The organism is Flavobacterium sp. UMI-01 (assembly GCF_019656315.1).
Lineage (GTDB): Bacteria > Bacteroidota > Bacteroidia > Flavobacteriales > Flavobacteriaceae > Flavobacterium.
The window spans coordinates 104,243-128,629 of the sequence record NZ_BPLU01000038.1 but is presented as its reverse complement, the minus strand read 5'-3'; the positions used below and the strand labels follow the sequence as shown (position 1 = coordinate 128,629).

Annotated in this window: 15 protein-coding genes; 11 read left to right on the top strand and 4 right to left on the bottom strand. The window is 35.1% G+C overall.

Going from position 1 to position 24,387, the window contains the following annotated elements; translation table 11 throughout:
- Positions 1–144: 144 nt before the first annotated feature.
- The 6 genes from K5R64_RS11385 (at position 145) to K5R64_RS11360 (ending at position 13,937) form a co-directional block, all read left to right on the top strand.
- Positions 145–3,006, top strand: a complete 2,862-nt coding sequence (locus K5R64_RS11385; RefSeq protein WP_220763561.1) for an alpha-L-rhamnosidase — start codon at positions 145–147, stop codon at positions 3,004–3,006.
- A gap of 485 nt (positions 3,007–3,491) precedes the next feature.
- Positions 3,492–6,542, top strand: coding sequence for a TonB-dependent receptor (locus tag K5R64_RS11380; protein WP_255580355.1), 3,051 nt, complete (start codon positions 3,492–3,494; stop codon positions 6,540–6,542).
- Between the two features lie 12 nt (positions 6,543–6,554).
- Positions 6,555–8,153: a RagB/SusD family nutrient uptake outer membrane protein gene (locus K5R64_RS11375; RefSeq protein WP_220763560.1), complete on the top strand. Its 1,599-nt coding sequence runs from the start codon at positions 6,555–6,557 to the stop codon at positions 8,151–8,153.
- A 560-nt stretch (positions 8,154–8,713) separates the two neighbouring features.
- Positions 8,714–10,177: a sulfatase gene (locus K5R64_RS11370; RefSeq protein WP_220763559.1), complete on the top strand. Its 1,464-nt coding sequence runs from the start codon at positions 8,714–8,716 to the stop codon at positions 10,175–10,177.
- A 126-nt stretch (positions 10,178–10,303) separates the two neighbouring features.
- Complete coding sequence (locus K5R64_RS11365) at positions 10,304–12,073, top strand: glycoside hydrolase 43 family protein (protein WP_220763558.1); 1,770 nt, start codon at positions 10,304–10,306, stop codon at positions 12,071–12,073.
- Between the two features lie 76 nt (positions 12,074–12,149).
- Positions 12,150–13,937 carry a sulfatase gene (locus K5R64_RS11360; RefSeq protein WP_220763556.1) on the top strand — a complete coding sequence of 596 codons (1,788 nt, stop codon included), beginning with the start codon at positions 12,150–12,152 and terminating at the stop codon, positions 13,935–13,937.
- Positions 13,938–14,035: 98 nt separating this feature from the next.
- Here the strand turns inward: K5R64_RS11360 and K5R64_RS11355 are convergent, their stop codons facing one another.
- The 4 genes from K5R64_RS11355 to K5R64_RS11340 form a co-directional block, all read right to left on the bottom strand.
- Positions 14,036–14,221, bottom strand: coding sequence for a hypothetical protein (locus K5R64_RS11355; RefSeq protein WP_220763554.1), 186 nt, complete (start codon positions 14,219–14,221; stop codon positions 14,036–14,038).
- Positions 14,222–14,298: 77 nt separating this feature from the next.
- Positions 14,299–14,847 carry a hypothetical protein gene (locus K5R64_RS11350; protein WP_220763552.1) on the bottom strand — a complete coding sequence of 183 codons (549 nt, stop codon included), beginning with the start codon at positions 14,845–14,847 and terminating at the stop codon, positions 14,299–14,301.
- Between the two features lie 180 nt (positions 14,848–15,027).
- The gene (locus K5R64_RS11345; protein ID WP_220763551.1) at positions 15,028–15,537 is read right to left on the bottom strand and encodes a hypothetical protein; all 510 of its coding nucleotides are present in this window, start codon (positions 15,535–15,537) and stop codon (positions 15,028–15,030) included.
- Positions 15,538–15,784: 247 nt separating this feature from the next.
- A complete protein-coding gene (locus K5R64_RS11340) occupies positions 15,785–16,366 on the bottom strand; it encodes a hypothetical protein (protein ID WP_220763550.1) in 582 nt (193 codons plus the stop codon).
- Between the two features lie 674 nt (positions 16,367–17,040).
- Here K5R64_RS11340 and K5R64_RS11335 point away from each other — a divergent pair.
- The 5 genes from K5R64_RS11335 (at position 17,041) to K5R64_RS11315 (ending at position 24,296) form a co-directional block, all read left to right on the top strand.
- Positions 17,041–17,742, top strand: coding sequence for a hypothetical protein (locus tag K5R64_RS11335; RefSeq protein WP_220763549.1), 702 nt, complete (start codon positions 17,041–17,043; stop codon positions 17,740–17,742).
- Between the two features lie 57 nt (positions 17,743–17,799).
- A complete protein-coding gene (locus K5R64_RS11330; protein WP_220763548.1) occupies positions 17,800–18,651 on the top strand; it encodes a hypothetical protein in 852 nt (283 codons plus the stop codon).
- A gap of 4 nt (positions 18,652–18,655) precedes the next feature.
- Positions 18,656–20,137, top strand: coding sequence for a sulfatase (locus K5R64_RS11325; RefSeq protein WP_220763547.1), 1,482 nt, complete (start codon positions 18,656–18,658; stop codon positions 20,135–20,137).
- 569 nt (positions 20,138–20,706) lie between these two features.
- A complete protein-coding gene (locus K5R64_RS11320; protein ID WP_220763546.1) occupies positions 20,707–23,442 on the top strand; it encodes a T9SS type A sorting domain-containing protein in 2,736 nt (911 codons plus the stop codon).
- 230 nt (positions 23,443–23,672) lie between these two features.
- On the top strand, positions 23,673–24,296 hold the full coding sequence (locus tag K5R64_RS11315; protein WP_220763545.1) for a hypothetical protein: 624 nt from the start codon (positions 23,673–23,675) through the stop codon (positions 24,294–24,296).
- The last annotated feature ends 91 nt before the right edge of the window (positions 24,297–24,387 follow it).

Here is a 24,387-nt window from a genome sequence, read left to right as displayed (position 1 = left end):
GTAATTTAAACAATTAATTTATAAACTACTTGTTTTTATTCCTAGCAGTTTTATTATCCTTAAAAAAAATACAGGACTATACAGGACAGCACTTATTGTTCTGTTAATTAACTTTGAATGGTAACCAAGACCTTAATAAAAAAAATGAAAAAAATAAAATTTTTAATACCACTTTTGGTAGTACTACTATTGAGTTTTTCTTTTGGCTTTATAGCTAAAGAGAGCGTAAACGAAGAACTTATATTTGAGTCATTGACTTGTGATGCCATCGCTAACCCAACTGCTATTGAGAACAAGCAACCATCTTTATCTTGGATAATAAAAACAAAAGGGTACAATAAATCACAATCGGCTTATCAGGTTTTGGTAGCTTCAACTGAGGCTAAATTGAACGAAAAAGAGGCCGATTTATGGAATTCCAATCAGGTAAAATCTTCGAAATCTGCCTATGTCAAATATACAGGTAAGGAGCTACAAGCTACTCAAAAATACTATTGGAAAGTTAAAATTTGGGACGATAAGGGAGAATCTTCTAATTGGTCTTCGGTACAGACTTTTCAAATGGGTTTGCTGGATAAAAACAATTGGGGCGAGTCGAAATGGATTAGTCTCAACAAAGACAACCGTACTTCGCCACATCGTTTTAGAGAATACCAAATTGGTAAAATGAAAGAACCAGAAATGGTGGCAGGGCAAGCTGCAGGGTATTTTAGAAATGAAATTTCGACCCAAAAAAAAATTAAAAATGCCCAAGCGTACATCTGTGGGTTAGGTTACTACGAATGGTATATCAACGGGAAAAAAGTGGGCGATCATGTATTAGATCCTGCGCCTTCTAACTATGATAAACAAGCTTACTATGTTCATTATGATGTGACCAATGCCTTTAAAAAGGGACAAAATGCCATCGGAATAGTATTAGGAAATGGTTTTTACGGTCAAGATATTTCGTGGAAAAGTGATAAGGAATCGGAGAAAAGTATTTCTTACGGTCCTCCAGCAGTGCGACTTTTAATTAAAGTTACTTATGAAGATGGTACTAAAGCTGATTTTTTTACCAACGAAAATTGGAAAGAAAACACAGGGCCTATCGTTTTTAATAATATTTATGGGGGTGATACTTACGATGCCCGTTTTGAATTAGGAAATTGGAACAAAACCAATTACAAAGACACAAACTGGGGTAAAGCCAAAGTGATTTCGCCAGAAGTAAAAAAAATCAGTGCGCAACAAATTCCGCCCATTCGAAAATTAAAAGAATTAACGCCACAAAAAATATTCAAAGGAACCAATGGCAACTGGATTGTTGATTTTGGGCAAAACATTGCAGGTTGGGTCAAAATAAAAGTAAAGGGAACAAAGGGACAATTGATAGAAATCACTACCACCGAAGCCTTGACACAAAATGGAAAAGATATTTTTCCGGGCTCTACGGATGGTGGTGCCAATGGCATGCGACAAGTTTACAAATACATTTGTAAAGGAGAAGGTCTTGAGACTTGGGAACCACAATTTAGCTACCACGGTTTTCGATATGCCGAATTAAAAGGAATCACAACAAAGCCAGATGCTGCCATGATTCAGGCGGTATTAGTAGCAACAGATATTCAGGAAAAAGGAAGTTTTAGTTGCTCTGAGCCTTTGTTTAACAAAATGCACAGCATTAGCAAATGGACAATTGTAGATAATATTCATGGAATCCCAGAGGATTGTCCGCATCGTGAAAAATGTGGTTGGTTGGGCGATGCGCATGCTTTTTGCGAATATGCGTTGTACAACTACGACATGGAAAATTTCTATAAAAAATACATGGAAGACATTCGTACTCAAATGATTCCAGTAAAAGCCAACAACAATCCCGAAATCAAGCATAAAGTGCCTACGATGATTGCGCCAGGAAAACGCACTTCTAGTATAGCTAAATTGGATTGGGGAGTCGCTACCATGTATTTGCCTTGGTACAATTACCTTTATTATGGCGATGATTCGATTGTGAAGGAGTATTACGAAGATATGAAAGATTTGACGAATTACTATTTATCCTTCAAAGATGAAAAAGGAATCATTCAAAACGGGATGGGAGATTGGTGTCCACCCAATTGGGATCGCTTGAAAAACCCTGGTGCTATGGAGTGTGACCCAATCGTATCGGCCAACGCTTATTTTTATGATGTGTTGGGTATTATGGAAAAATTTGCCAAAATGAATCAGGATACCGCTTTTGAACAAAAAGTGAAAAAAGAAAAAGAAGCGTTGTTTCAAGCTTTTAATAAGGAGTTTTTAGCAACTATTCCGTCAACGCAATTCAAATGGTACGGCAGCCAAACGGCTACAGTAATGGCTTTACAATTTGGAATGGTAGCGGAGTCTGAAATGACTGCTGTATTAAACGGATTAGAATATGATATAAATGTGGTCAAAGGTGGGCATCATTCCACGGGAATCCACGGGAATCGTTACATCTATACTGTACTAACAAAATATGGTAAAGCCGATTTGGCTCACCAAATTTTAACCACACCTAGCTTTCCAAGTCAAACTTATATTATGAATTACGGTTTTACTACTTGGCCTGAGCGTCAGTTTAATTGGGACAAAATGGAAGGATTGACCAATTCGTTAAACCACCCCATGCACAGTGGGTTTTCGGCTTATTTCTTCGAATCTCTCGGCGGAATTAAATCTACTTTTGAAGGAGCGGGTTACAAAACGTTTACTGTAAATCCTGTTTTTCCAAAAAACCTTACCAATACTACTGTTGCTGTTCCTACGCCTTATGGCATGATTCATAACAGTTGGAAATTAACTGGTTCTAATTTTTCAATGAATTTAGAAGTGCCTTTTAATACCAAAGCACAACTGGTTTTAACTCCAAAAGAATTACAAACCTTGAAAATTAATGGTGTTGCTTTTGAGGCTTTTCAAAAAGAAAATAAAGTCGTTTTGATTAATAAATCGACTGTAGTTTTGGGCTCAGGGAAGTATAGCATTTCATATGTGAAATAAGAAAATTAAAATCCTGAAATTATGGACACTCTTAATAGTGTCTTGATTTCAATAGTAATATGCATTTTTTTTTTAGCAATAGTAGGCACTGGCCTACTATTGTTTTTTATAAAGGTTTCATTACTTTGAAATGGTTAACAATCTACACTGTTTAAACTTCATAGAGTTAAAAAGCGATATTGGGATTTTTTAAAAATTAACTCATTGAAAATAAATGGATTGTTTTGGTTTTTAGCAAGTGTTTCTTCATTTTTTTTCTCATCTATTTTGAAGTAAATGTCATAAGATAGGAGTTAAGTTATTTGTTTTGCCCCACAGTCAGGGAAAAGGTTAAGTTGTTGGATTTGAATAGGATAGTTTTTTTGTTAAAAAAATAAATGTTAAAAATATTAACAATTAAGGCTAATTCAGGACAAAGCAGGATAGGCTTTTTAACATAACATTATAATTTGGGGATATTATTAACCAAATTAACTAGAGTATTTATGAAATTAACATTTAAAATGTTCCAAAGTTTTCGAGAAACTTGGAAATGCGTTTTTTTGATGCTATTCTCTGTAGCAATGTCAAATGCGCAAAGTATTTCAGGAACCGTTATGGCCGATGGTCAGCCTTTACCAGGGGCCACAGTTTTAATCAAAGGCACCACCCAGGCTACGAGCTCGGATATGGATGGTAAATTTTTAATTAATGCTACAGCACAAAATGTTCTTGTTTTTTCCTATATCGGGTATGCGTCCAAAGAAATTCCAGTAGGGAATAAAAAACAAATTAATGTTGTATTGGAGCAAGACAATAAACTCGATGAAGTGGTAATTATTGGGTATGGGACACAACGCAAATCCGATTTAACCGGTTCGGTTTCTTCTGTAAGTGCTAAGGATATAAGAGCCGTACCAGTATCTAGAGTGGACCAGGCGTTGCAAGGAAGAGCTTCAGGAGTTCAGGTAACTCAAAATAGTGGTGCACCTGGCGCGGCTACCTCAATTAGAGTAAGAGGAGGAAACTCAATTACAGGGAGCAATGAGCCACTGTGGGTAATTGATGGTATTATAGTAGGTAATAATTATGATTTGAATAATCTTAATTCTAATGATATAAAATCAATTGAAATATTGAAAGATGCTTCGTCTATTGCTATTTATGGTTCTCGAGGTGCGAATGGGGTTGTTTTGGTAACGACAAAAAATGGTTCAGGTAGTGGAAGTGGTAAGCCTCAAGTAAGTGCTGGGGTTTATACCAGTACACAATTGGTGCCTGAAAGACCTAACTTTTTATCTCAAGCAGAACAAATTAAATACACGAATGAAGATGCGCGTTTTAGAGGGGTAGCCGAACCTTTACCTGGAGATCCATCCAGTTATCCTGATAACGACTATTTTGATCTTTTGCTCAATCCTTCTCCTATATTTAATGCTGATGTATCTATTTCGGGAGCTTCTGAAAATGGTAATGTTAGTTATTATAATTCTCTTAATTTTTTCGATCAAGATGGATTGATAGAAAACTCGGGAATTGAAAAATACATTTTTAGATCCAATATTGATTTTAAGTTGGGTAAAAAATTAAAAGCAGGTTTTCGAGTTAATTATTCTAGGATAAAACAAGACAACGGTGTAGTAGGCTATGGAGGACTTTTAAATATTTTACCAACCCAACCAGTTTATAATGCTGATGGTTCTTTTAATGGTTTTGATGATGTGGTGGGAGCACCATTTAATAATCCAGTAGCTACGGCCAAACTAGATACAGATGAAACTATTTCCAGTAATCTTTTGGGAACAGTATATTTAGAATATTCCCCTATAAAAAATTTAATTATCCGTTCTACTTTTAATCCTGATATCACTAATTCTAAAAGAAACCAATTTAATTCAAGTCAACGACCCGACTTTTTGTCTGTTCAGGAAACAGGAAATGCTAAAATTTCAAGTCTTTCCACATTTGGATGGAATAATGAGAATACAATTCAATACGATACTAAGTCCGGTGACAATCATCGTTATACCTTTTTAGGAGGAGCTTCTTTTCAAAAATATACTTCTGAAGCCTTTTCAGCACAAGCTTTTGGTATCACTACAGATGCCGTAGGATTTAATAATCTTGGTTTAGGAACTGACCCGTCAAGAAATTTGGTGACGAGTAGTTATCCTAATCCATTTCAATTGGCCTCTTTTTTTGGTAGAGCAAACTATAATTATAAAGATAAATACCTTTTAACCTTAGTAGGAAGATATGATGGGACATCGGTTTTTGCCAAAGGTAATCAGTGGGGATTCTACCCATCGGTTGCAGCTGCTTGGAAAATAAGTGAAGAACCTTTCATGCAGAAACAAAATGTTTTTCATGATTTGAAATTAAGAACAAGTTTTGGACAAGCGGGAAATCAAGCCATTGGTGCTTATGCAACAAAAGCTATTTTAGTGGAAGCTAATACGACATTAAATGGGATACAACAGCCGGGTTTAACTTTAGGGAGACCCGAAAATTCAAATTTAAGTTGGGAAACTACGACTTCTTTCGATGTGGCATTGGAAGCCTCATTTTTAAAAGGAAGACTATTTACAGAGTTCAATTATTATTATAAAAAAACGACCGATTTATTACTAGATGTTACCATCCCAAGACAAACTGGTTTTACGAGTCAGTTACAAAATGTAGGGGCATTGCAGAATAAAGGATGGGAGTTTTTGGTAAAGTCAACGAATGTTCGAAATTCTAATTTTAACTGGAATTCTACTTTGACCTTGTCATCGAACAAGAATAAGGTACTCGACCTTGGAGGTAAAGAATATATTGATGTAGTGGTGGATCAAATTTTGGGCTCAGGAAATTTACGCATAATAAAAGGGGAAACTGTTCCAGTATTTACAGGAGTTCGTTATTTAGGTACTTGGAAAAGCCAACAAGAAATTGATGAATCAGGTTTGGCTTCTGGAACTCAAGTAGTAGGAGGGCCAAAATTTGAAGACTTAAATAAAGATGGGATTATATCTAATGCAGATAATGTGGTCTTAGGTAGTCCGTTTCCAGATTTGATTTTTGGTTTTGAAAATAATATATCGTACAAAAATTTTGATTTGAGTTTTTATTTTCAAGGTACAGTTGGGAATGAAGTGTATAATCTTAGAACTAAAGTAGGCTATTTTACTAGAGGTGAAGCTGCCAAATATGCCGAAGTGGTAAATAGATGGACACCAGATAATCCTACATCAAATATTCCCCGAGCAGGTTCAGATGGGGTAACGGCTATACCAAGTAATTCTATGGATGTTGAGGATGGATCTCACTTGCGTCTCAAAAATGTAAAATTAGCTTATAATTTTCCCGTGGAGAAAATGGGACTTAAAGATGTTAAAAACATGTCGGTTTATGTTTCAGGAACTAATTTACTATTACTGTCAAATTTTAGGTTGATTGACCCAGAGACTAGCAGATTTGGCAAAGATGGATTAGGAAATATTGCTCAAGGATTTTCTAATGGGGAATACCCTAATGCAAAAGTTTTAACACTTGGACTTAATGTAACTTTTTAAATTATAAAACGTATGAAAACAATAAATATATATGTAGTGCTTTTTCTCATGATTTGCTCTTGTTTTAGTTGTGAATCATTTTTGGAAGAGGTTCCCCGAGATATTATAGCACCAGAAAACTTTTTTGCTTCAGAATCAGATGCGCGTCAGGCAATAAATGGGGTGTACGCTATTTATAAAAACAACTCCTTATATGGACAAGTAGGTTTTGATCATTTTTATGATAATGGGGCAGATATTATTGAGCCTAATCGTGTGGCAGACTTTGTACAACCCATAGGGAATTATACCATGAATGAAGCCTTAGCCGATGTGTCTATTCAAAAAATGAGTGTGTCGGATACATGGAAAGATTTGTATAAAGTAGTTTTGAATACTAATATCATTATTGATAGAGTTGGAGGGAATAAAGCAATTGCAACAAATGTTCAAACCGAAGTGATAGCTGAAGCTCGTTTTTTACGAGGATTAGCCTATTGGCATATAACCAATTTATGGGGGGCGGCACCATATTACACGCAAAATCTTACCATAAATCAAATAAAAGTATTAGGGCGAACGCCTAAAGAAACTATTTTGACAGGCGTTTTAGATGATTTACAATTTGCACAAGACAATTTAAAACCCAATTATCCAGCATCACAAAGAGGCCGTGCGTCTAAATGGGCTGCTGCTGTAGTGATGGCTAAAATTTACATGCAACAAAAACAATGGCAAAAAGGATTGGATAAATGTATTGAGATCATCAACCAATCAGGACATGAAATTTTACCAACCTATGCTGCTGTTTTTGATCCTGCCAACGAGTATAATAAGGAGGTTATTTGGTCTCTAGATTTTGCAAAAGACATCAGAGGACAATTTGAAGAAGGGGTTGCAGACGCTGATGGGAATCTGAATCCAATTTTTGGGAATGGGAACTGGAGACCTAGTATGTTTAATCCTAGATTAAGGGATGAACCTAAAAACACTTCACAAAGAGCTGCACTTTCAGCTGCACTAACAGCTAAAGGTGAAGCATTTAATGGTACGGGCTTACAAATAGCATCTAAGGATTTTGCAGCTAAGTTTCCGGTGAATGATTTAAGAAGACCTTTGAATATAATGGATAATTATTTAGGTTTTGAACTGGCCTTCCCTTACATGGCTAAATTTATGAATCTTTCATTAAGTTCTTCCCCTCGTTTTAATCACTCTGACAATAGATTAGTATTTCGTTTAGCTGATGTTAAATTAATGGCTGCAGAATGTGAAAATGAGCGTCCAGGTGGAAATCCAACAGCAGCTTATGAATACATCAAAGAAATAAGAAATCGTGCTTATACAACACCACTAGAAGCCGAAGCGATAAAAGGACTTTCTCAAGAACAATTTAGAAAAGCTATTTATGACGAACGTAAGTGGGAACTAGCTGGAGAATGTATGCGAAGATACGATTTAATTAGATGGGGAATTTTATTAGATGTAGTGCAAAATCTAGAATATCGTTTTTGGAATCCAGGACAAAACATACGACCATGGCATGTATTGTTGCCTATTCCATTACAGGAATTGCAACAAAATCCAAATTTATTGAAGTCAGATCCAACAAATAATGGATATAGAAGTTAGTTAGTTTTAGTTTTGTTTTGAAAAGGTCGAGATATTTTATTTCGGCCTTTTTTTTTCGGTTTTAAAACCAGTACAGTACAGGATAAACCCTATGCTTAATTGATTTATTTTAGCTTTCTAGTTAAATTTTGATTTTTATGAATTCAAAATTAGTTGTTAGTTGTGTTTTTTTTATCCTTTACGGATTGGGTGTAATTATTTAAAACGTCAGTTCGAGTGTTTTTTGTGGAGAGAAACGGAACAAAACTTCTCGATAGGCTTTGCACTCGAAGTGACGTGTGTCGAGAACCGTTTTTGCTGCTATTTTTCATGTTCTCGATACAATTTTCTGAAAAAGCTATTCGCATTTTCTGAAAATTTACTCGAACTGACGAAGAAACATCATCAAAAACTAATTACAGCCAACGGGTTGTCCTTAATAAGTTTTAAAAAATAAATAGGATTTTAGAGGCGGTCAAACTAATAAATAATAGAATTGAAAGAAACCAAATAACAAATAGGTTTTGAATATAAAATGGTTTCCAGATATAAGTAATTGGATAAATGTTAAAAATAAACGTATGAAAAAATATTTAAGTATTAGTTGTTTTGCCCTAGCTGTATTTGGCTTTGTAGCCAATATAAGTCATGCACAAGTCGCTAAAAATAAGGTTGCTTCAGAAAATATTGGGCAAAAAAAACGTCCCAATATTATTTTTCTATTGACCGATGATCAGCGTTGGGATGCTATGGGGGCAATGGGGAACTCCATCATTCAAACTCCTAATATGGATAAGTTGGCCAATAAAGGGGTTTTGTTTCAAAACGCTTATGTTACCACATCCATTTGTTGTGTAAGTCGGGCCAGTTTACTCACAGGTCAATACGAATCGAAACACGGTATCCACGATTTTAATACAGATTTAAAACCCGAAACCTTTAAAAAATCATATCCCAATCTCTTAAAAGAAGCGGGTTATAAATTAGGATTTATTGGTAAATACGGTGTTGGGCATCATCCTCCATTTGCAACTTTTGATTACGTTTATGATACAGAAGAAGGCGGGAAAGCACAACCCGATTATATAACAATTGGTAAAAACGGAAAACCTATTCATGATACTGATACGATTAATTCCTCTATTCAGGAATTTTTAGGAAAGTTTGCTAACAAAGAACCCTTTTGTCTTTCGGTGAGTTTTAAAGCGCCTCACGAACAGGATGGTAATCCTCCTAAATATGTGATTCAGTCCAAATACAAAGACTATTATAAAGACGTGACTATTCCAGAACCTGTAACCGCAAATCCTAAATATTGGGAACTCTTGCCAGATGTTTTGAGAACCGAAACTAATTTTGGTAGAGCAAGATGGAAAGGGCTTTTTGGTACACCAGAATTGTATCAAGAAAATGTAAAGAACTACTATCGATTGATAACAGGTGTAGATGATGTTCTTGGTGATATGATGAAGAAGTTAGAAAAATTAGGCATTGCTGATAATACCATTATTATTTTAATGGGTGATAACGGGATGCTCCTAGGAGAACATGGCATGGAAGGAAAATGGTATGGACATGAAGAATCCATAAGAGTTCCTCTTGTAATTTATGATCCAAATTCACCAGACAAGGTGAAGCAATACCGCGCTCCGCAAATGGCACTGAATATTGATATTGCCCCTACGATACTTTCTATGGCAGGAGTTCCAGTTCCAAAAGAAATGGCAGGCGTTAATTTGATAGATGTAATTCAGAATAAAATACCCGCAAGAAAAGAATTTTTCTATCAACATTATTTTCTAGGAGGACCACAAATACCAAGAGTAGAGGCTGTGGTTACTCCCGATTTTAAATACATCAATTATGTGGAGACAGGTTTTGAAGAAATGTTTGATACCAAACACGATCCTCATGAAATAGAAGATTTAATTAAAAATCCTCAATACAAATTGAAGTTAGAGCAATTGCGCAGCAGATACAATGATTTGAAGAAAAAACATGGCGTTCCTTCTTCAGTTTGGCAAAAATCAAGTAAAGAATTTTAACCCGTTGGCTGAAAAAATGAACCGTTAACGTTATGCCTATTGTCACATTTAGCTTGTCGCATTGAGCTTGTCGCATTGAGCTTGTCGAAATGTATAACAGTTTTAAACACAATTAATTTCTTATAGATGAATATTTTAAAATCATTTACACTTTTCATAATTCTCATTTGTTTTGGATGTAAATCGGTCACAGACAAACCAGAATCCAATAGGTCAAATAAACTAGGTCAAGCCAAAATAGGTAGTTGGGGCGATCAAGGCGACGGAACCTACATCAATCCTATTTTGAATGCGGATTATCCAGATTCTGATATTGAGCAAGTGGGTGATACCTACTACATGATTACTTCCAAGCAACATATGTCACCTGGGATGCCTATATTAGAATCTAAAGACATGGTCAATTGGACGAATGTAGGGCATGTATTTAGCAGTTTGTCATGGGCTCCAGAATACAATTGGGATCGAATGAACGGCTATTCTTTTGGTGTTTGGGCTGGTGATTTAGCCTATCATGAAGGAACTTGGTATTGCTACCAAATTGATTACGAACATGGATTAATGGTTACCACCGCTAAAGATATTAAAGGGCCGTGGAGCAAGCCAATAATAATGCTACCTAAATCTGAAGTATTAGATGATCCGGGAGTGTTTTGGGATGAAGAAACACATAAAGCTTACGTTATTGTAAATACTGCTGGAAAGCAAAAGAAAGCAAGTAATATTATCGAAGGCAATGAGAATCGAATTTACGAAATGAGTTGGGATGGGACTAAAATTCTAGACAAAGGAAAATTAGTGTACACCGGAATGGGAGCCGAAGCGGCTAAAATCTATAAAATTGACGGTACCTGGTATATTTTTATAGCGCAATGGACTATGGGAGATACCAGTACAAAACCAGGAGTTAAAAACCCAAAAAACGACAGAAAACAAATTGTATTGCGTTCCAAAGAAAGCATTTACGGGCCTTATGAGGTGAAAACGGTTTTAGAAAAAGGAACAGCTTTTAATAATCGCAGCTGTAGTCAAGGAGGTTTAATGCAGGCCCCTGATAAATCTTGGTGGTTTATGCATCAGTTAATTCAAAATGATGACATTCCTTTTCAAGGGAGACCTCAATGTTTGGCTCCTGTTACTTGGATTGACGGTTGGCCTATAATTGGTATTGATGAAGATAAGGACGGTATAGGAGAACCTGTAAAACGTTTCAAAAAACCAATCAATGGCTATCCTGTTTCGGCACCAAGTTCTGATGACGATTTTTCATCGTCTAAACTAGGTTCACAATGGGAGTGGAATCATAACCCTAGAAACACCCATTGGTCATTAACCGAAAGAAAGGGTTGGTTGCGTTTGAAAGCAAGCAAAGTATTGCCCAATAAAAAAGGCTATGGGCCTAATCAAAACGAATGGACTAATAATGATAGTTCTGATTCTGATTTCTGGAGAGCTTGCAATACCCTAAGTCAACGTATTATGGGGATTACAACCGGTACTGCTGTTGCAAAATTCGATATTGCAGGCATGCAACCGCATCAACTAGCTGGTTTTGTTCGATATGGTGGTGTATATAATTTATTAGGTATTCAAGTTGATGAAAACGGGAAAAAGAACCTTTTTTATATGAATGCAATGGCAAAAAAAACAATGGGACCCGAAATAAAAGGGAAAGATTTGTATGTGAGAACCTCAAATAATAGCAATCAAGCTACCTATGAGTATAGTTTGGATGGTAAGAAATTCACATCCTTTGGGCCAACTTTTACCATTGAATTTGGAAAATGGACAGGCGATCGCCTAGGGTTCTTTAGTTGGAATGAAAAAGAAGATGCTGGATATATTGATGTCGATTGGTTCCAATATGATTATGATGGACCTAAAGCGAAGCGATAATATTTTTAGATAAGCTAAAGCTAATCTATAGATTTTTTAAATTAGTTCACTATAGATAGAGATAAATATAATACATATGAAAAAGAGATTTGAATTATTGAAAAACAGGACTTTTTATTTATTTCTATTAGTAGGATTGTTGTTGTTTTCGTGTCAAATTCTTAAGAAATCGGATAGGCTATCCCAAGGAGATGATGTGAATTTAAATTCTCCTAATCGTCCTAATATCTTATGGCTGGTTACAGAAGATATTGGTCCTTACTTGCCCTCTTTTGGAGACTCCACTATTGTAACCCCCAATTTAAGCCGATTGGCTAAAGAAGGAGTAGTTTATACTAATTTATATTCAACTTCGGGAGTATGTTCGCCAAGTAGAGCTGCAATCGCTACAGGAATGTATCCCTCAGGTATTGGTGCTAATAATATGCGAACCAATTCGAATATGAAAGAAACAGGATTGCCACCCTATGAAGCGGTACCACCACCACAAGTAAAAATGATAAGCGAATTGCTTAGAATGAAAGGGTATTATTGTTCGAATAATTATAAAGAAGATTATCAATTTAATCCACCTCAAACGGCTTGGGATGAAAGTAGCGACTATGCGCACTGGAGAAACAGAGGCGTAAACCAGCCTTTTTTTTCTGTTTTTAACTTTACAGAAACGCATGAATCGGGCTTGTTTGAACCTTATGGCTTTAGACAAATAGAGACTAGACATTATCACGAGGGGGACACCTCCTACGTTTGGAAGCAAAACGGACTTCCTGATGCTAAAAATAGAATGACCGAAGCCGAAACTCCAGTACATCTACCTAAACACACAAAATTTAAAATTCCGCCTTATTTGCCAGACAATGCGGTGGTACGTAGAGATATGTGGAAATTATACAACAACATTGCCGAAACAGACAAGCAAATAGGTGCTGTTTTAAAGCAATTGGAAGACGATGGTTTACTCGAAAAAACCATTATCGTTTTTTATAGTGACCACGGTGGGCCATTACCTAGAGGAAAACGTTTGATTTATGATTCGGGTTTAAATACACCTATGATTATTCGCTATCCCAACAAACAAAAAGCGGGTACAAAGGACAATCAATTAATTAGTTTTGTAGATTTTGCTCCTACTTTGCTTTCAATGATTGGCGATAAAGCACCTAGCTATATGCAAGGACAAGCTTTTGCAGGCAATAACAAAGTAAAAGTAGAACGCAAGTACATACACGCTGCAGCAGATCGTTTTGATGAAGTAACAGATGTTATTAGAGCGGTTCGTGATAAGCAATTCAAATACATTCGAAATTATAGACCAGAACAAGGGTATTATTTGCCATTAGCCTATAGAGAACAAATTCCAACAATGCAAGAATTATTGCGACTGCACAAAGAAGGAAAATTAAATGCAATTCAAGATCAATGGTTTAGAAAATCGAAACCAACGGAAGAATTATTTGATTGCAAAGCAGATCCTCATGAATTAGTTAATCTAGCGTCAAACCCTAAATACGCTTCAAAACTACAAGAGCTGCGAACAGAAATGAATCGTTGGCTCGAAGAAATCCATGACGACCCTAAATTGCCTGAGGCAGCACTCATCCGTAAATTGTGGAACGGAAAAGAGAACCAACCTCAAACGGCCAAACCAATTATTTCCTATAATCAGGGAAAATTAGTTATTAGTTGTGAAACGGCTGGAGCTTCAATTGGCTATAAAATCAAAAACAAAAATGGGTCTTGGCCTAAAAGTTGGACTATTTATCAAAAACCAGTTACTTTAGCTAAAGGGACTGAATTGAGCGTAATGGCTCATCGTATAGGATACAAAACAAGTAAGCCAATAGAATTGAATGGACTTAAATAACAATGCAAGTGTTTTGTTCAATTGAATTTAGTTTTAAAGGTTGAAAATAAAGGATTTAGTGCCCTAGTCAAGGCCTTATTTACAAATAGTATGCTGCATTAACTGAATTGTTCTAGGCTGGTTTTACGGTTTATGGCACGGTCTATTTTGGTGTCTTTGAACTGTATGGTTTTGTCATTAATCGTAGCCTTAAAGTTGATGGTGTCGGCTTGTTGCGATATAATAGTATTTTTTTTACGCAAAACCCTGCTAGAGTTCAAAACTCTAGCAGGGTTGTAAAACAAGAAAAACTACAACTTTTTAGGGTTGTAGTTTTGTTGATTAACTTATGGGTACTGATAAAATAACCGAGCGAATAGGGTTATGAATTGTTATAAATTCTTTTAGCTTTAAAAAATGTTACTATTATTAAAATAAAACCGAGTAGATTTTTAAATAATCTATATCTTTTTAAATAATTCAAATCTAAATTCAAATCTATGTACTTTAAATCGTTATGATCTAATGGCGCATATTTCATCTCTTCAATATTTATTTTAGGATGAAGGTCATTAGTAACTTCCTCGTATATTTTAAGAAAGCGTTGTTTGTTATCATTATCTTTAAATTTTACTATGATAAGTTTGTTGTTAAACCAGTATCCATCAAAATCTTTAATGAAAACCTTTTCTTTCTTATCAGTAATTTCAACTGATCGACCTTTAAAAAAAATCATTAGATTCATAAAGTTTTCTTCTATAATAACTCCAATATTACCAAGGTCAGATCCGCCGAAATGCATGGTAAATCTTTCTGGAACTTTAGAACTTAAAATCCCGTAACCGAAGCCATAATAATAAGATTTTGAGTCCATGTATAAAAACAAGCTCACAAGTGATAAATAAATAATAATTGCTCTATGCTTTATCATATCGTATGTGTTTTTAGATTAATTTTCGGGATAATTTGGGTTTTGATAGGTGATTTCAAAAGTCCAAGGGATGTAGTCATAAGGATGTGGTTCTAATGCATTCACTTGACCGTCTGGGGTTAAGTAGGGGTATGGAACCTCTATACCAATGTCCAGCGGGACATATCCTAGCCTGTTGAGTTATTTTTTCTTGTATTTGTCAAGATTATACTTTGTTGTAAGTACGTCGCCTACAATTTGGTTTTTAAAATAAGCCTCCTTTTCAGGTGTCCATTCTCCTCGTTTAGTACGATCAATTATTAATTTCTCTAACTCATCCGCAACTAATGGAGTTTGCCAAGCTATTATGATATTTACTGGAATCTCTCCTTTTTCTAATTTATTAGATGTTTCATAACCATTATAAATTTCAAAAATGGTCGAACTTACCCTTTTAATATTATTGAAATCTGGAGAATATAAGAAATGTTTTACTGGGATATTCAAATCACTCAGTAATACTTCGAATTTTTTACCAATGTAATGCTCTTTTCTATCTAAAATTTTAGTTTGCACATACAATAACGTATCTCTTTTAAAGTCTTTTAATGTTTGTTTATTTTCTAGTTTAATTTTTTCTAAGTTATCTCTTTTGTTACAAGCACAACCATAAATTAATATAATAAATAGTATAATAATTGTATTTCTCATTTCTTTAATATTTTTGGTTAATCCCCCGATGCCGCACGAATTCTTTCGTTTGGCTTTGTTATTATTAATAGTGGTTGTAACTGTTTTTAACAACCGTAAATATAGTAAGAAAAACCTTTTATGGAAAAATCTGATTAGTAAATAAATACTAACCAGATTTTTTAAAATTACCTAGATTTAAATTGTAAAATTATTACTCAAGTTTAACGTACCACACGAAAGGATTCGTGCGGTAGCGGTTCGTGATTCATAAATTCATATAAAACCGAGTAATAATTTTCCAATTCTTATTTTTGAGTTCCATTAAAACCATTTCTTCAGGGATACCTCCTGTGCAAAAAACGCCTGAATAAGTTAAAAACGCATATTTCTTATTTATACTCAATATAGGTTTTGATATTATATGTCCTATAGAACCAATGGGGATTTGTCCGTTTTTTGCTTTGTCTAATAGTTCTTTTTTTGTTATTATTGGAACTTCAAGAGATTTAAAATTTTTAGTTTTCCAATAATATCCTAAGCTGTCTTTTTTTATTTTATGTTTCAATACTTTGATTTCATCCAAATTTATCGGCCAATAATTATTTTTTTGAGGAACTGTTGAAAATTTTTGATCACCTATATCTAAACTCTTGTTTTCAAAAGCCTTTTCGTAATATTCCAATGGGTTTTTGTACGAACTAGCTTCATTGATTAAGAATGATTGATTTAAATGAGGAATGTTTCTTAATTTTTTTTCAATAAAAAAATCAGTTACTATTTGTTCTTCTATTTTAACTATTGAGCAAGACGTAAAGATTATACTTAGGAATATTATATATTTTTTCATATTTTTTATTTGTTACAAGGTTTGCCTTTAGGTTGGTTTCCTTCGCGTTCAGTGTTAGTAACTTCAGAATCTCTAATATATTTAATTCGGTTTTGTTCTGTTTGATTCAAATTAGAATCATAAACAGGTGTATTATGTAAACTTGGTCCAGTATCATGAACCCTTTCGTGTGTTTCGTTGTCATTAAACCTAAATTACTATTTCAAACAACTTTTAAAATTTAATAAGAACAAGTATTAATTTTATAATTTTTGCTCATAAAAGCTATTTTAGTTGCTGTAAATGTAGTAAGAAAAACCTTTTATAAAAAAATATGATTAGCATATAAATAACAACCAGATTTTTTAAATTAATTAGATTTATATTATAAAAACCCGTTGGGTGTAATGATTAAAAACGTCAGTTCGAGTATTTTTTATGCAGTAAAACGGAACAAAACTTCTCGATACGCTTCGCACTCGAAGTGACGTGTATCGAGAACCGTTTTTAATGAAATTTTTCTTGTTCTCGATACAATTTTCTATCGAAAATCACTCGAACTGACGAAAAATTATCATCAAAAACCAATTGCACCCAACGGATTGCGTTTCATTTTTAAGGCTGACAAAACAGGACAGCGTTTTCTATAAGAATCCTTATTTTTAGAAAATATTTTACAAAAAATAAATACTCCTGTGATTAATAACTCTTGCCTTAGATTAGTAGCTGTATTGTCCTTATTTGGGAGTATGTCCCATGCGCAAACAACTAAATTAAACGAACCAATTAAAAATCAAACAATTGTTTTTGAAGAAAAAAACGGACTTGTTGCTGTAGAAGCAGAAGCTTTTTACAAACAATCAAATACGGATGTGAGGCAATGGTATCGCACCTCGATAACCGAAACCCCTAAGGTTGGTCGTGATGATGACGACAAACATATTGAAAATGCAAGCCAAAAGGCTTATATTGAAATCTTGCCAGATGAAAGAGTCACTCACGATGATCCATTAGAACGAGATAAAAATTTTACCGATCAAGCGGGGAAAATGGCTGTGGTGCATTACAAGGTAAAAATAAATACTCCCGGTCGCTATTATGTATGGGCTAGAGCCTTCTCTACGGGTAGTGAAGACAACGGCGTGCATGTTGGAATCAACGGGCAATGGCCAGAGCATGGTAAAAGAATGCAATGGTGTGATGGAAAAGGAAAATGGACTTGGGAAAGCAAGCAACGTACTAAAGAAGTGCATTGCGGTCTTCCTCACGAAATTTATTTAGACATTGACCAAGTAGGGATTCACGACATACAATTCAGTATGCGTGAAGATGGTTTTGAAATGGACAAATTTATCCTGACCAATGATATTCATTACGTGCCTACTGACCAAAAGTAAAGGTTGAAATTCTCAAAAGAAAATAAATTTTTTTGTAACAATAAAAAAGTATTTCAAATGAACAAAATAATATTGCTCGTATTAGGTGTGCTAATGAGTTCGACTTTGGTGTCGGCACAATCTATAAAAGCTCCAAAGGGACGTATCGCTATTGTAGCCGATGGAAATTCACCTGACCCAGACGACCTTGGAGGAACAGCCATCACCTTGGCTTTATTGAAAGCGACAGCTTTGACAGATCGGTTAGTGCATTATTCTCATAGTTGTGATTTGGTACGAGTAGATCGAATTTCGGAAGCCGCAGAAAAAGAAAGACATGCCATGATGCAAACCGCTTGTGATGGAACTGCCAGACGTTGGGGTGGTTTTGAACATATCACTTTTTGGGACGCCAAATGGCAATTGGATCAAACAATCAAAGATTTAAGTAAAGCTATTAATGCTTCTACTGCTGATAATCCGTTATGGATAATTGAAGCCGGGGAACCTGATATCATCGGTTTTGCGTTGGATGCTACGCCAAAAGAAAAACACAAATTTGTTAAAGTGATTACCCATCATCCAGCGAACGATGATGCTGGGGATTTTTACAAATGGAAGCAAATTCTGGATTTTGGAGTAGAAGAAGTGCGTATTCCAGACCAAAATACCTATCTAAAAGTAACAGAATCACAATGGGATTGGGCTAAGAATCACCCTGATGACCGCATGCAATTTGTGTGGTTAATGGGAAAAATGGCTGAGATTGATAATGTGGTCAAATTTCAAAAAGGCTATTGGGATTGTTCAGATGCGGGGATGGTATTGTATTGGATTACAGGAGCAACCAATGGCGGTTTGAAAGAAGGAAAAGTAGAAGATGTGAAGGCATTATTGCATAATTATTTAGATAAAAAAGAAAAGAAATAACAGTATGATTAATAATATAAAAAAAAGAGTTTTGGTTGTCATGACCTATCTAGGTTGTACTTTGGGTATGATGGCTCAAGAAAAACCGAATGTTGTGGTTTTTTTAGTTGATGATTTGCGCACCGAATTAGGTTGTTATGGCAATCCAATAGTAAAAAGTCCTAATATTGACGCCTTGGCCAAAGAGGGGGTGTTGTTTCAAAAGGCCTATGCACAGCAAGCCCTATGTGCGCCTTCTCGAATGAGTTTGTTGTCAGGTTTGCGCCCTGAAACTTTCGGGATTTATTCGTTGTTTACTTCGTTTCGTTCTGTTCATAAAGAGGTGGTTACTTTGCCTCAATTTTTTAAAGCCAATGGGTACCAGACAGTCAGTGTAGGGAAGGTGTACCATCACGGTTTTGACGATAAAGATAGTTGGAGTATTTTGTTTCCGAAAGAAAGCAATTCTTGGGTAAAGCCCGAAAACCTAGCTTTAATTGAACGTTTAAAAAAATCTGGAAAAGGAAGTAATGGGCCAGCGTATGAATGTGAAGAGGTAGAAGATGAAGCTTATAAAGACGGTCGTGCGGTAAAAAATGCAATTGAAACACTTCAAAAGTTGAAAAACGATAAGTTTATGATGGTGGTAGGACTGACCAAACCCCATTTGCCTTTTAATGTGCCAAAAAAATATTGGGATTTATACAATAAAGAAGATTTTAAAGTCCCTTCAAAAGAAGAACCAAAGGATATGTATAAATTAGCATTGACCAATTGGGGCGAATTGCGTGGGTATTATGGCATACCACAGGAAGGCGTTTTGGATGATGAAATGACCAAAACATTGATACATGGCTACCATGCGAGCGTGAGTTACACCGATGCACAGGTAGGTAAGGTGATGAAGGCTTTGGAGCAACTAGACTTGCGCAAGAATACGATTGTCGTTTTTATGAGCGACCACGGCTGGAAACTAGGCGAATACGGTGCTTGGTGCAAACACAGTAATTTTGAACTCGATGTAAATGTACCTTTAATTATTAGCAGAGAAACTGGCTATAAAAACAGAGTGACCAATGCTAAATCTAATGCTTTAGTTGAAAATTTGGATTTATTCCCTACACTTGCCGACGCTTGTGGACTTAAAACGCATCCCTTAGAAGGAAAAAGCCTTTTACCATTGGTAAATAACCCTAATCTTAAGTGGAGTCAAGGAGCTTATAGCGTATTTCCTAGAGGTAAAAATATCATGGGTTTCACCTGTACCGATGGAACTTGGAGATACACGGAATGGTGGGACAACAAAGCACAAAAAACAATTGATAGTGAACTTTATACTTGTAAAGAAAATTATATGGTACGTGTCGAGAACCTTGCAAAGAATAATAAAAACGCTAAAGAGGTTAAGCGAATGAAATTGTTGTTAGAAAAACAATATCCATTACAACTTCGATCTTCGTATCCTCAAAATGACAAAGGGAGAAACGAAGCAGGAAGTGCTGAGTAAATTAGAGTATCAAAGCCTAGATAGGATTTAATTTTTTTTATATATAAACCGAACTTTCTTTAAAAAGGTTCGGTTTTTTTTGTTGTTAATCTGAAAATCCGCTTGAGGATTTTATTGGCTTTTTCAAGCAGATTCCGAAAGATTGGATATTATATGATAATAAAAAAAAAAACAATCTGTGTAAATTCATAAGATCTGTGATATCTGTGTTCCAATTTCTAGGTTAATTGTTTTTTTTACTGATTTTGATACGATTACAGGATAGAGCAGGATATAGGAATAATTGTTTGATGATAATTTTGGTTGGTTGAATTTAAAGGATGAAAAGTGTTGTTTTTTAGTTTGTTATGTGCTATAAACAAAATGCGTCGTCTATAAATCAACGGAAAGAATTAGTTTGTCCATTTGTAATTAAAAATTCATGGGCAAATGCTTTTTTTTAACCAAAAACTATCCAAAAACTAATTAGAATTATGAAATCGCCATTAACTAGAAGTTTGCGCAAGCAAACACCAATGAGTAAAAAGGCGATAACATATGTGACCGCTTAAAAATTAAAATTTACACATATGAATCCAAATGTCAAAATTAGAATAACTGTTTTTTTAATTGTTATTCTATCTCTACCGTCAATTGCACAGAGTTTACAGCATCCTACAATTTATGCAACAGCAGCAGAGCGTCCACAAATATTGAGTAAAATAAGTAACAACTCTTGGGCTAATAGTATGGTGAATTCAATGAAATCAAACGTTGATCCTAAAATTACCACACATACTACTAATCCCGCTGCAATCTTTAGTACGGTAGATTTTTTTCCTGCTAATGATGCAAATTCAGAAGCCTATGCTTCTCCTTACACTTCAGCTCACGGGAAAGTATTATCTACAGCGGCCTATTCGGCTATGCTGTATTATATTACTGAGGATGTCAAGTACGCCAGTTTTTCGGCTGATATTTTGAATTATTATTTTGATAATTTATCGACTCGTACACTCGCCACAACAACTATTAGTGGAAACTATTTTTACGATCCTCGTACTACTTATGCGCAATTGGCTGTCGCTTATGATTTTGTTTATAATTATCTAAAAACGCCAGGAATAACGGTTTATAACAAGGCTACAAACACCCGTGTTCCGTATGACCATGCCCGAGCGCAAACGGTGATTAGAAACATTGCTGGAAATACCTTAAAAGAATCAGGAGGCTTGGATACACAAGGAAGTGTTGTGTCAAATCATCCCGTATTGACAGCACCAGGTTCGTTATTTTCTATATTATGCGTTGAAGATGATACCGAAAGAGAACGTATGTTCACACTTTTTTGGGATCGTGGTACCAAGCGTCAAAATTCTTTTACCAAAACCATCCTAAAAATGTTCACGGAACAAGCGCTTTGGCCTGAATCGGTAAGTTATGGGTTTATGCCTAATGTTCAATTGATATTAAATTTGGTTGACAGAGTGAAACCGCAACTGAATGCAGGTGCCAATAATATAAAACTTTTTGAAAGTGCTTCTTTAATGGAAAATCTAAGGCTTCCTAATAGAACCTTTGTGCGTTACGGTGATTCACATAGAACCAGTGATGGTACGGACGAAATTAGTCGATACGCGTTGAATTTTGCAAAAAGACGCGGTTATGCTAATATACAATCACAGGCAGAAATAGCATTAAAACAAAGTTTTCCTACCACAAATGGGTATAATACAAGTGTTCCTGCTACAGGTTTTGAGAATTATGTTGCTTTGGATCTTTTTTGGGGTGAGCCACTACCTAATACTTCTGTTGTAGCATTTGATTATAAACCAACAGTTATAATTAATCACGCGGGGGTAGCCTTGCAACGTAACTATGTTACAGCGAATAATACGGAATATGGTTTGTGTGGCATCATTGGGGGTGCTCATTATGTGCATGCACATTGTGCCGGAATTTCGATGGAATTGTATGGAGCGGGTGACGTTATGGCTGCAAACGGCGGCTTGCCTCCTTCGTTAGCAGAAAGACAAACTTTGCCTTTTCAAGGGTATTTTAACAAATATGCTGGTAACAATACCGTTATTGTAAACGGTACTTCTCGTGGGACTTCTAAAACGGGTGCTTGGGGGAATGACAAATTTTTATACCAAGATCCTGTTATAAATATAGCGTCAGAACCGAAACATTTAGAGAATCCTTTGAGTACTAATTTTAGTTTTGCGACTCAGTTTATGGATGATAATGTTAACAATTGTGACCAACAACGTACCCTAAGTACGATTCGTACCAGTGCTACCTCAGGGTATTATTTTGATCTATTCCGTTCAAAATCATTAGGAACAAATAATTTTCATGATTATATCTACCATAATATTGGAGATGCAACCAGTCTTAAAGATGCTTCCAATAATACTCTTGTGGTTACACCGACTACAAAATACCAAGTTGTGGTGAACGATACGCAACAATCGCCAGGCTGGTTGCAATTTGAAAACACTCAGTCAACAACAGGAATTAGCGATGCCGTTAAAATTCGTTTTGACCTTACTACAACGAATAAATACATGCACATGCTAATGCCTGCTGGTGTAACAAGAGAATATACGAAAGCGCTAGGGCCAGCTACCTACGAGGCTAAAAATGGATATGTAAGTAAGAAAACGCAAATCATAGCCGTTCGACAAACAGGTGAGGCATGGAACAGGCCGTTTATCTCTGTATTCGAACCTTCTTCTAATGCCACTGCAACGGTACAATCAGTGGAGAATATTACGGTTAATAGTAAAGTTGTGGGAGCCATTGTAAAAAGTAAATTGGTCGATAGAGAAACCACAGATTATATTATATGTAATGAAACTAACACTGAAAATATTAGTCTTCCTCAATTCAATTTGAATTTTAACGGTCGTTTTGCTATTGTTCGTACAGAAGTAAAGACCGATAAAAAAGATGTTACGCTTTATATTGGTGAAGGAACACAACTTAATTTTGAAAACTACGCTCTTACAGGGGATACGGATAAAAAAGGACTTTTGGAAGTTAAGGATGTTAGTTTAGCGGTTTCTTCTTTTGATAAAAGTAATGGAATTGAAATCATTCCAAATCCTGCAAAAGGAGTATTTAAAATTCAAATAAATGAGACATCTTGGAAAAAACTAACGATTTATGATATGTTAGGTAAAAAAGTGTATCAAAACAACTCAGGTCAAGGGTCACTTTTGCTAAATACAGAAGCGCATAACATGAAAGCGGGAGTGTATATTGTGGAATTTGTTGACAACCAAAATAAAAGATTTAGTTCTAAATTAGTAGTAAAATAATCGAACTAATACGTTCGCTAACTAATTTATGAACTAAAAGTACACCTTCAAACAGCTGATTTGATATCTTAATTCAATAAGTTGTTTGAAGTTTTTTTTTAAAATATATGAATAAATACAAACTTTGTCTATTTGTTTTAGGAATCTACACCAGTAGTTTTGGGCAACATACCGTTATAAATGCTATCAATTGTAATTGATCGAATCAAGAAAAAGAATTGGTTGAACTAATGGCTCAATATCAAATCAATTTTTATAAAAGAGTATTTGATTTTGAACCTGCCATTGTAAACATTGACCTTATAGGAAAACATAAGGATTATCTAGCGCTATCACATCATACAAATGCAAAATATAAAACAGCTGGGTTTTATCAATCAACAACAAATAAGGCCTACGTTGATAAAACCAGAAGCAGTTACGTTAAAACCATCTATCATGAGATGCAACACGCATTGATACATCAAGTAGTACCGAATGTTCCAGCCTGGATAAACGAAGGTATGTCGGAACTTTTTGAGTGTTTTGAAGTCAGTAAAGAAGGAGTTACCCCAAGCATACAAGGCTATAAATTCCTAAAAATGAAAGAGTATATAAGTCAAAACAAATTGAATTTAAGAGCTTTTTTAGGATTAAATCATGGGGAATGGCATGCCGTTAATGGAACTGAGGAAGGGTATTCTTATACGGTTTCCTACTCTTTTGTGTGTTTTCTGTTTATGAAATACCCTAATGCTGTTGAAATGATTTTGCAAAAAATAAAACAAGGTAAAACTTCAATACAAGCAATTGAATATGCTACTAAAAAAGATTTTACAGTTATTGAAGAAGAATTTAAAAAACAGATGAAATAGCGTATGGAAATCTACTAATGAAAATTTAATTGATTGTTCTATGATGAGACTTTGGAAAAGCTAATTCGTTATTCCTAATAGGATGAAAAAT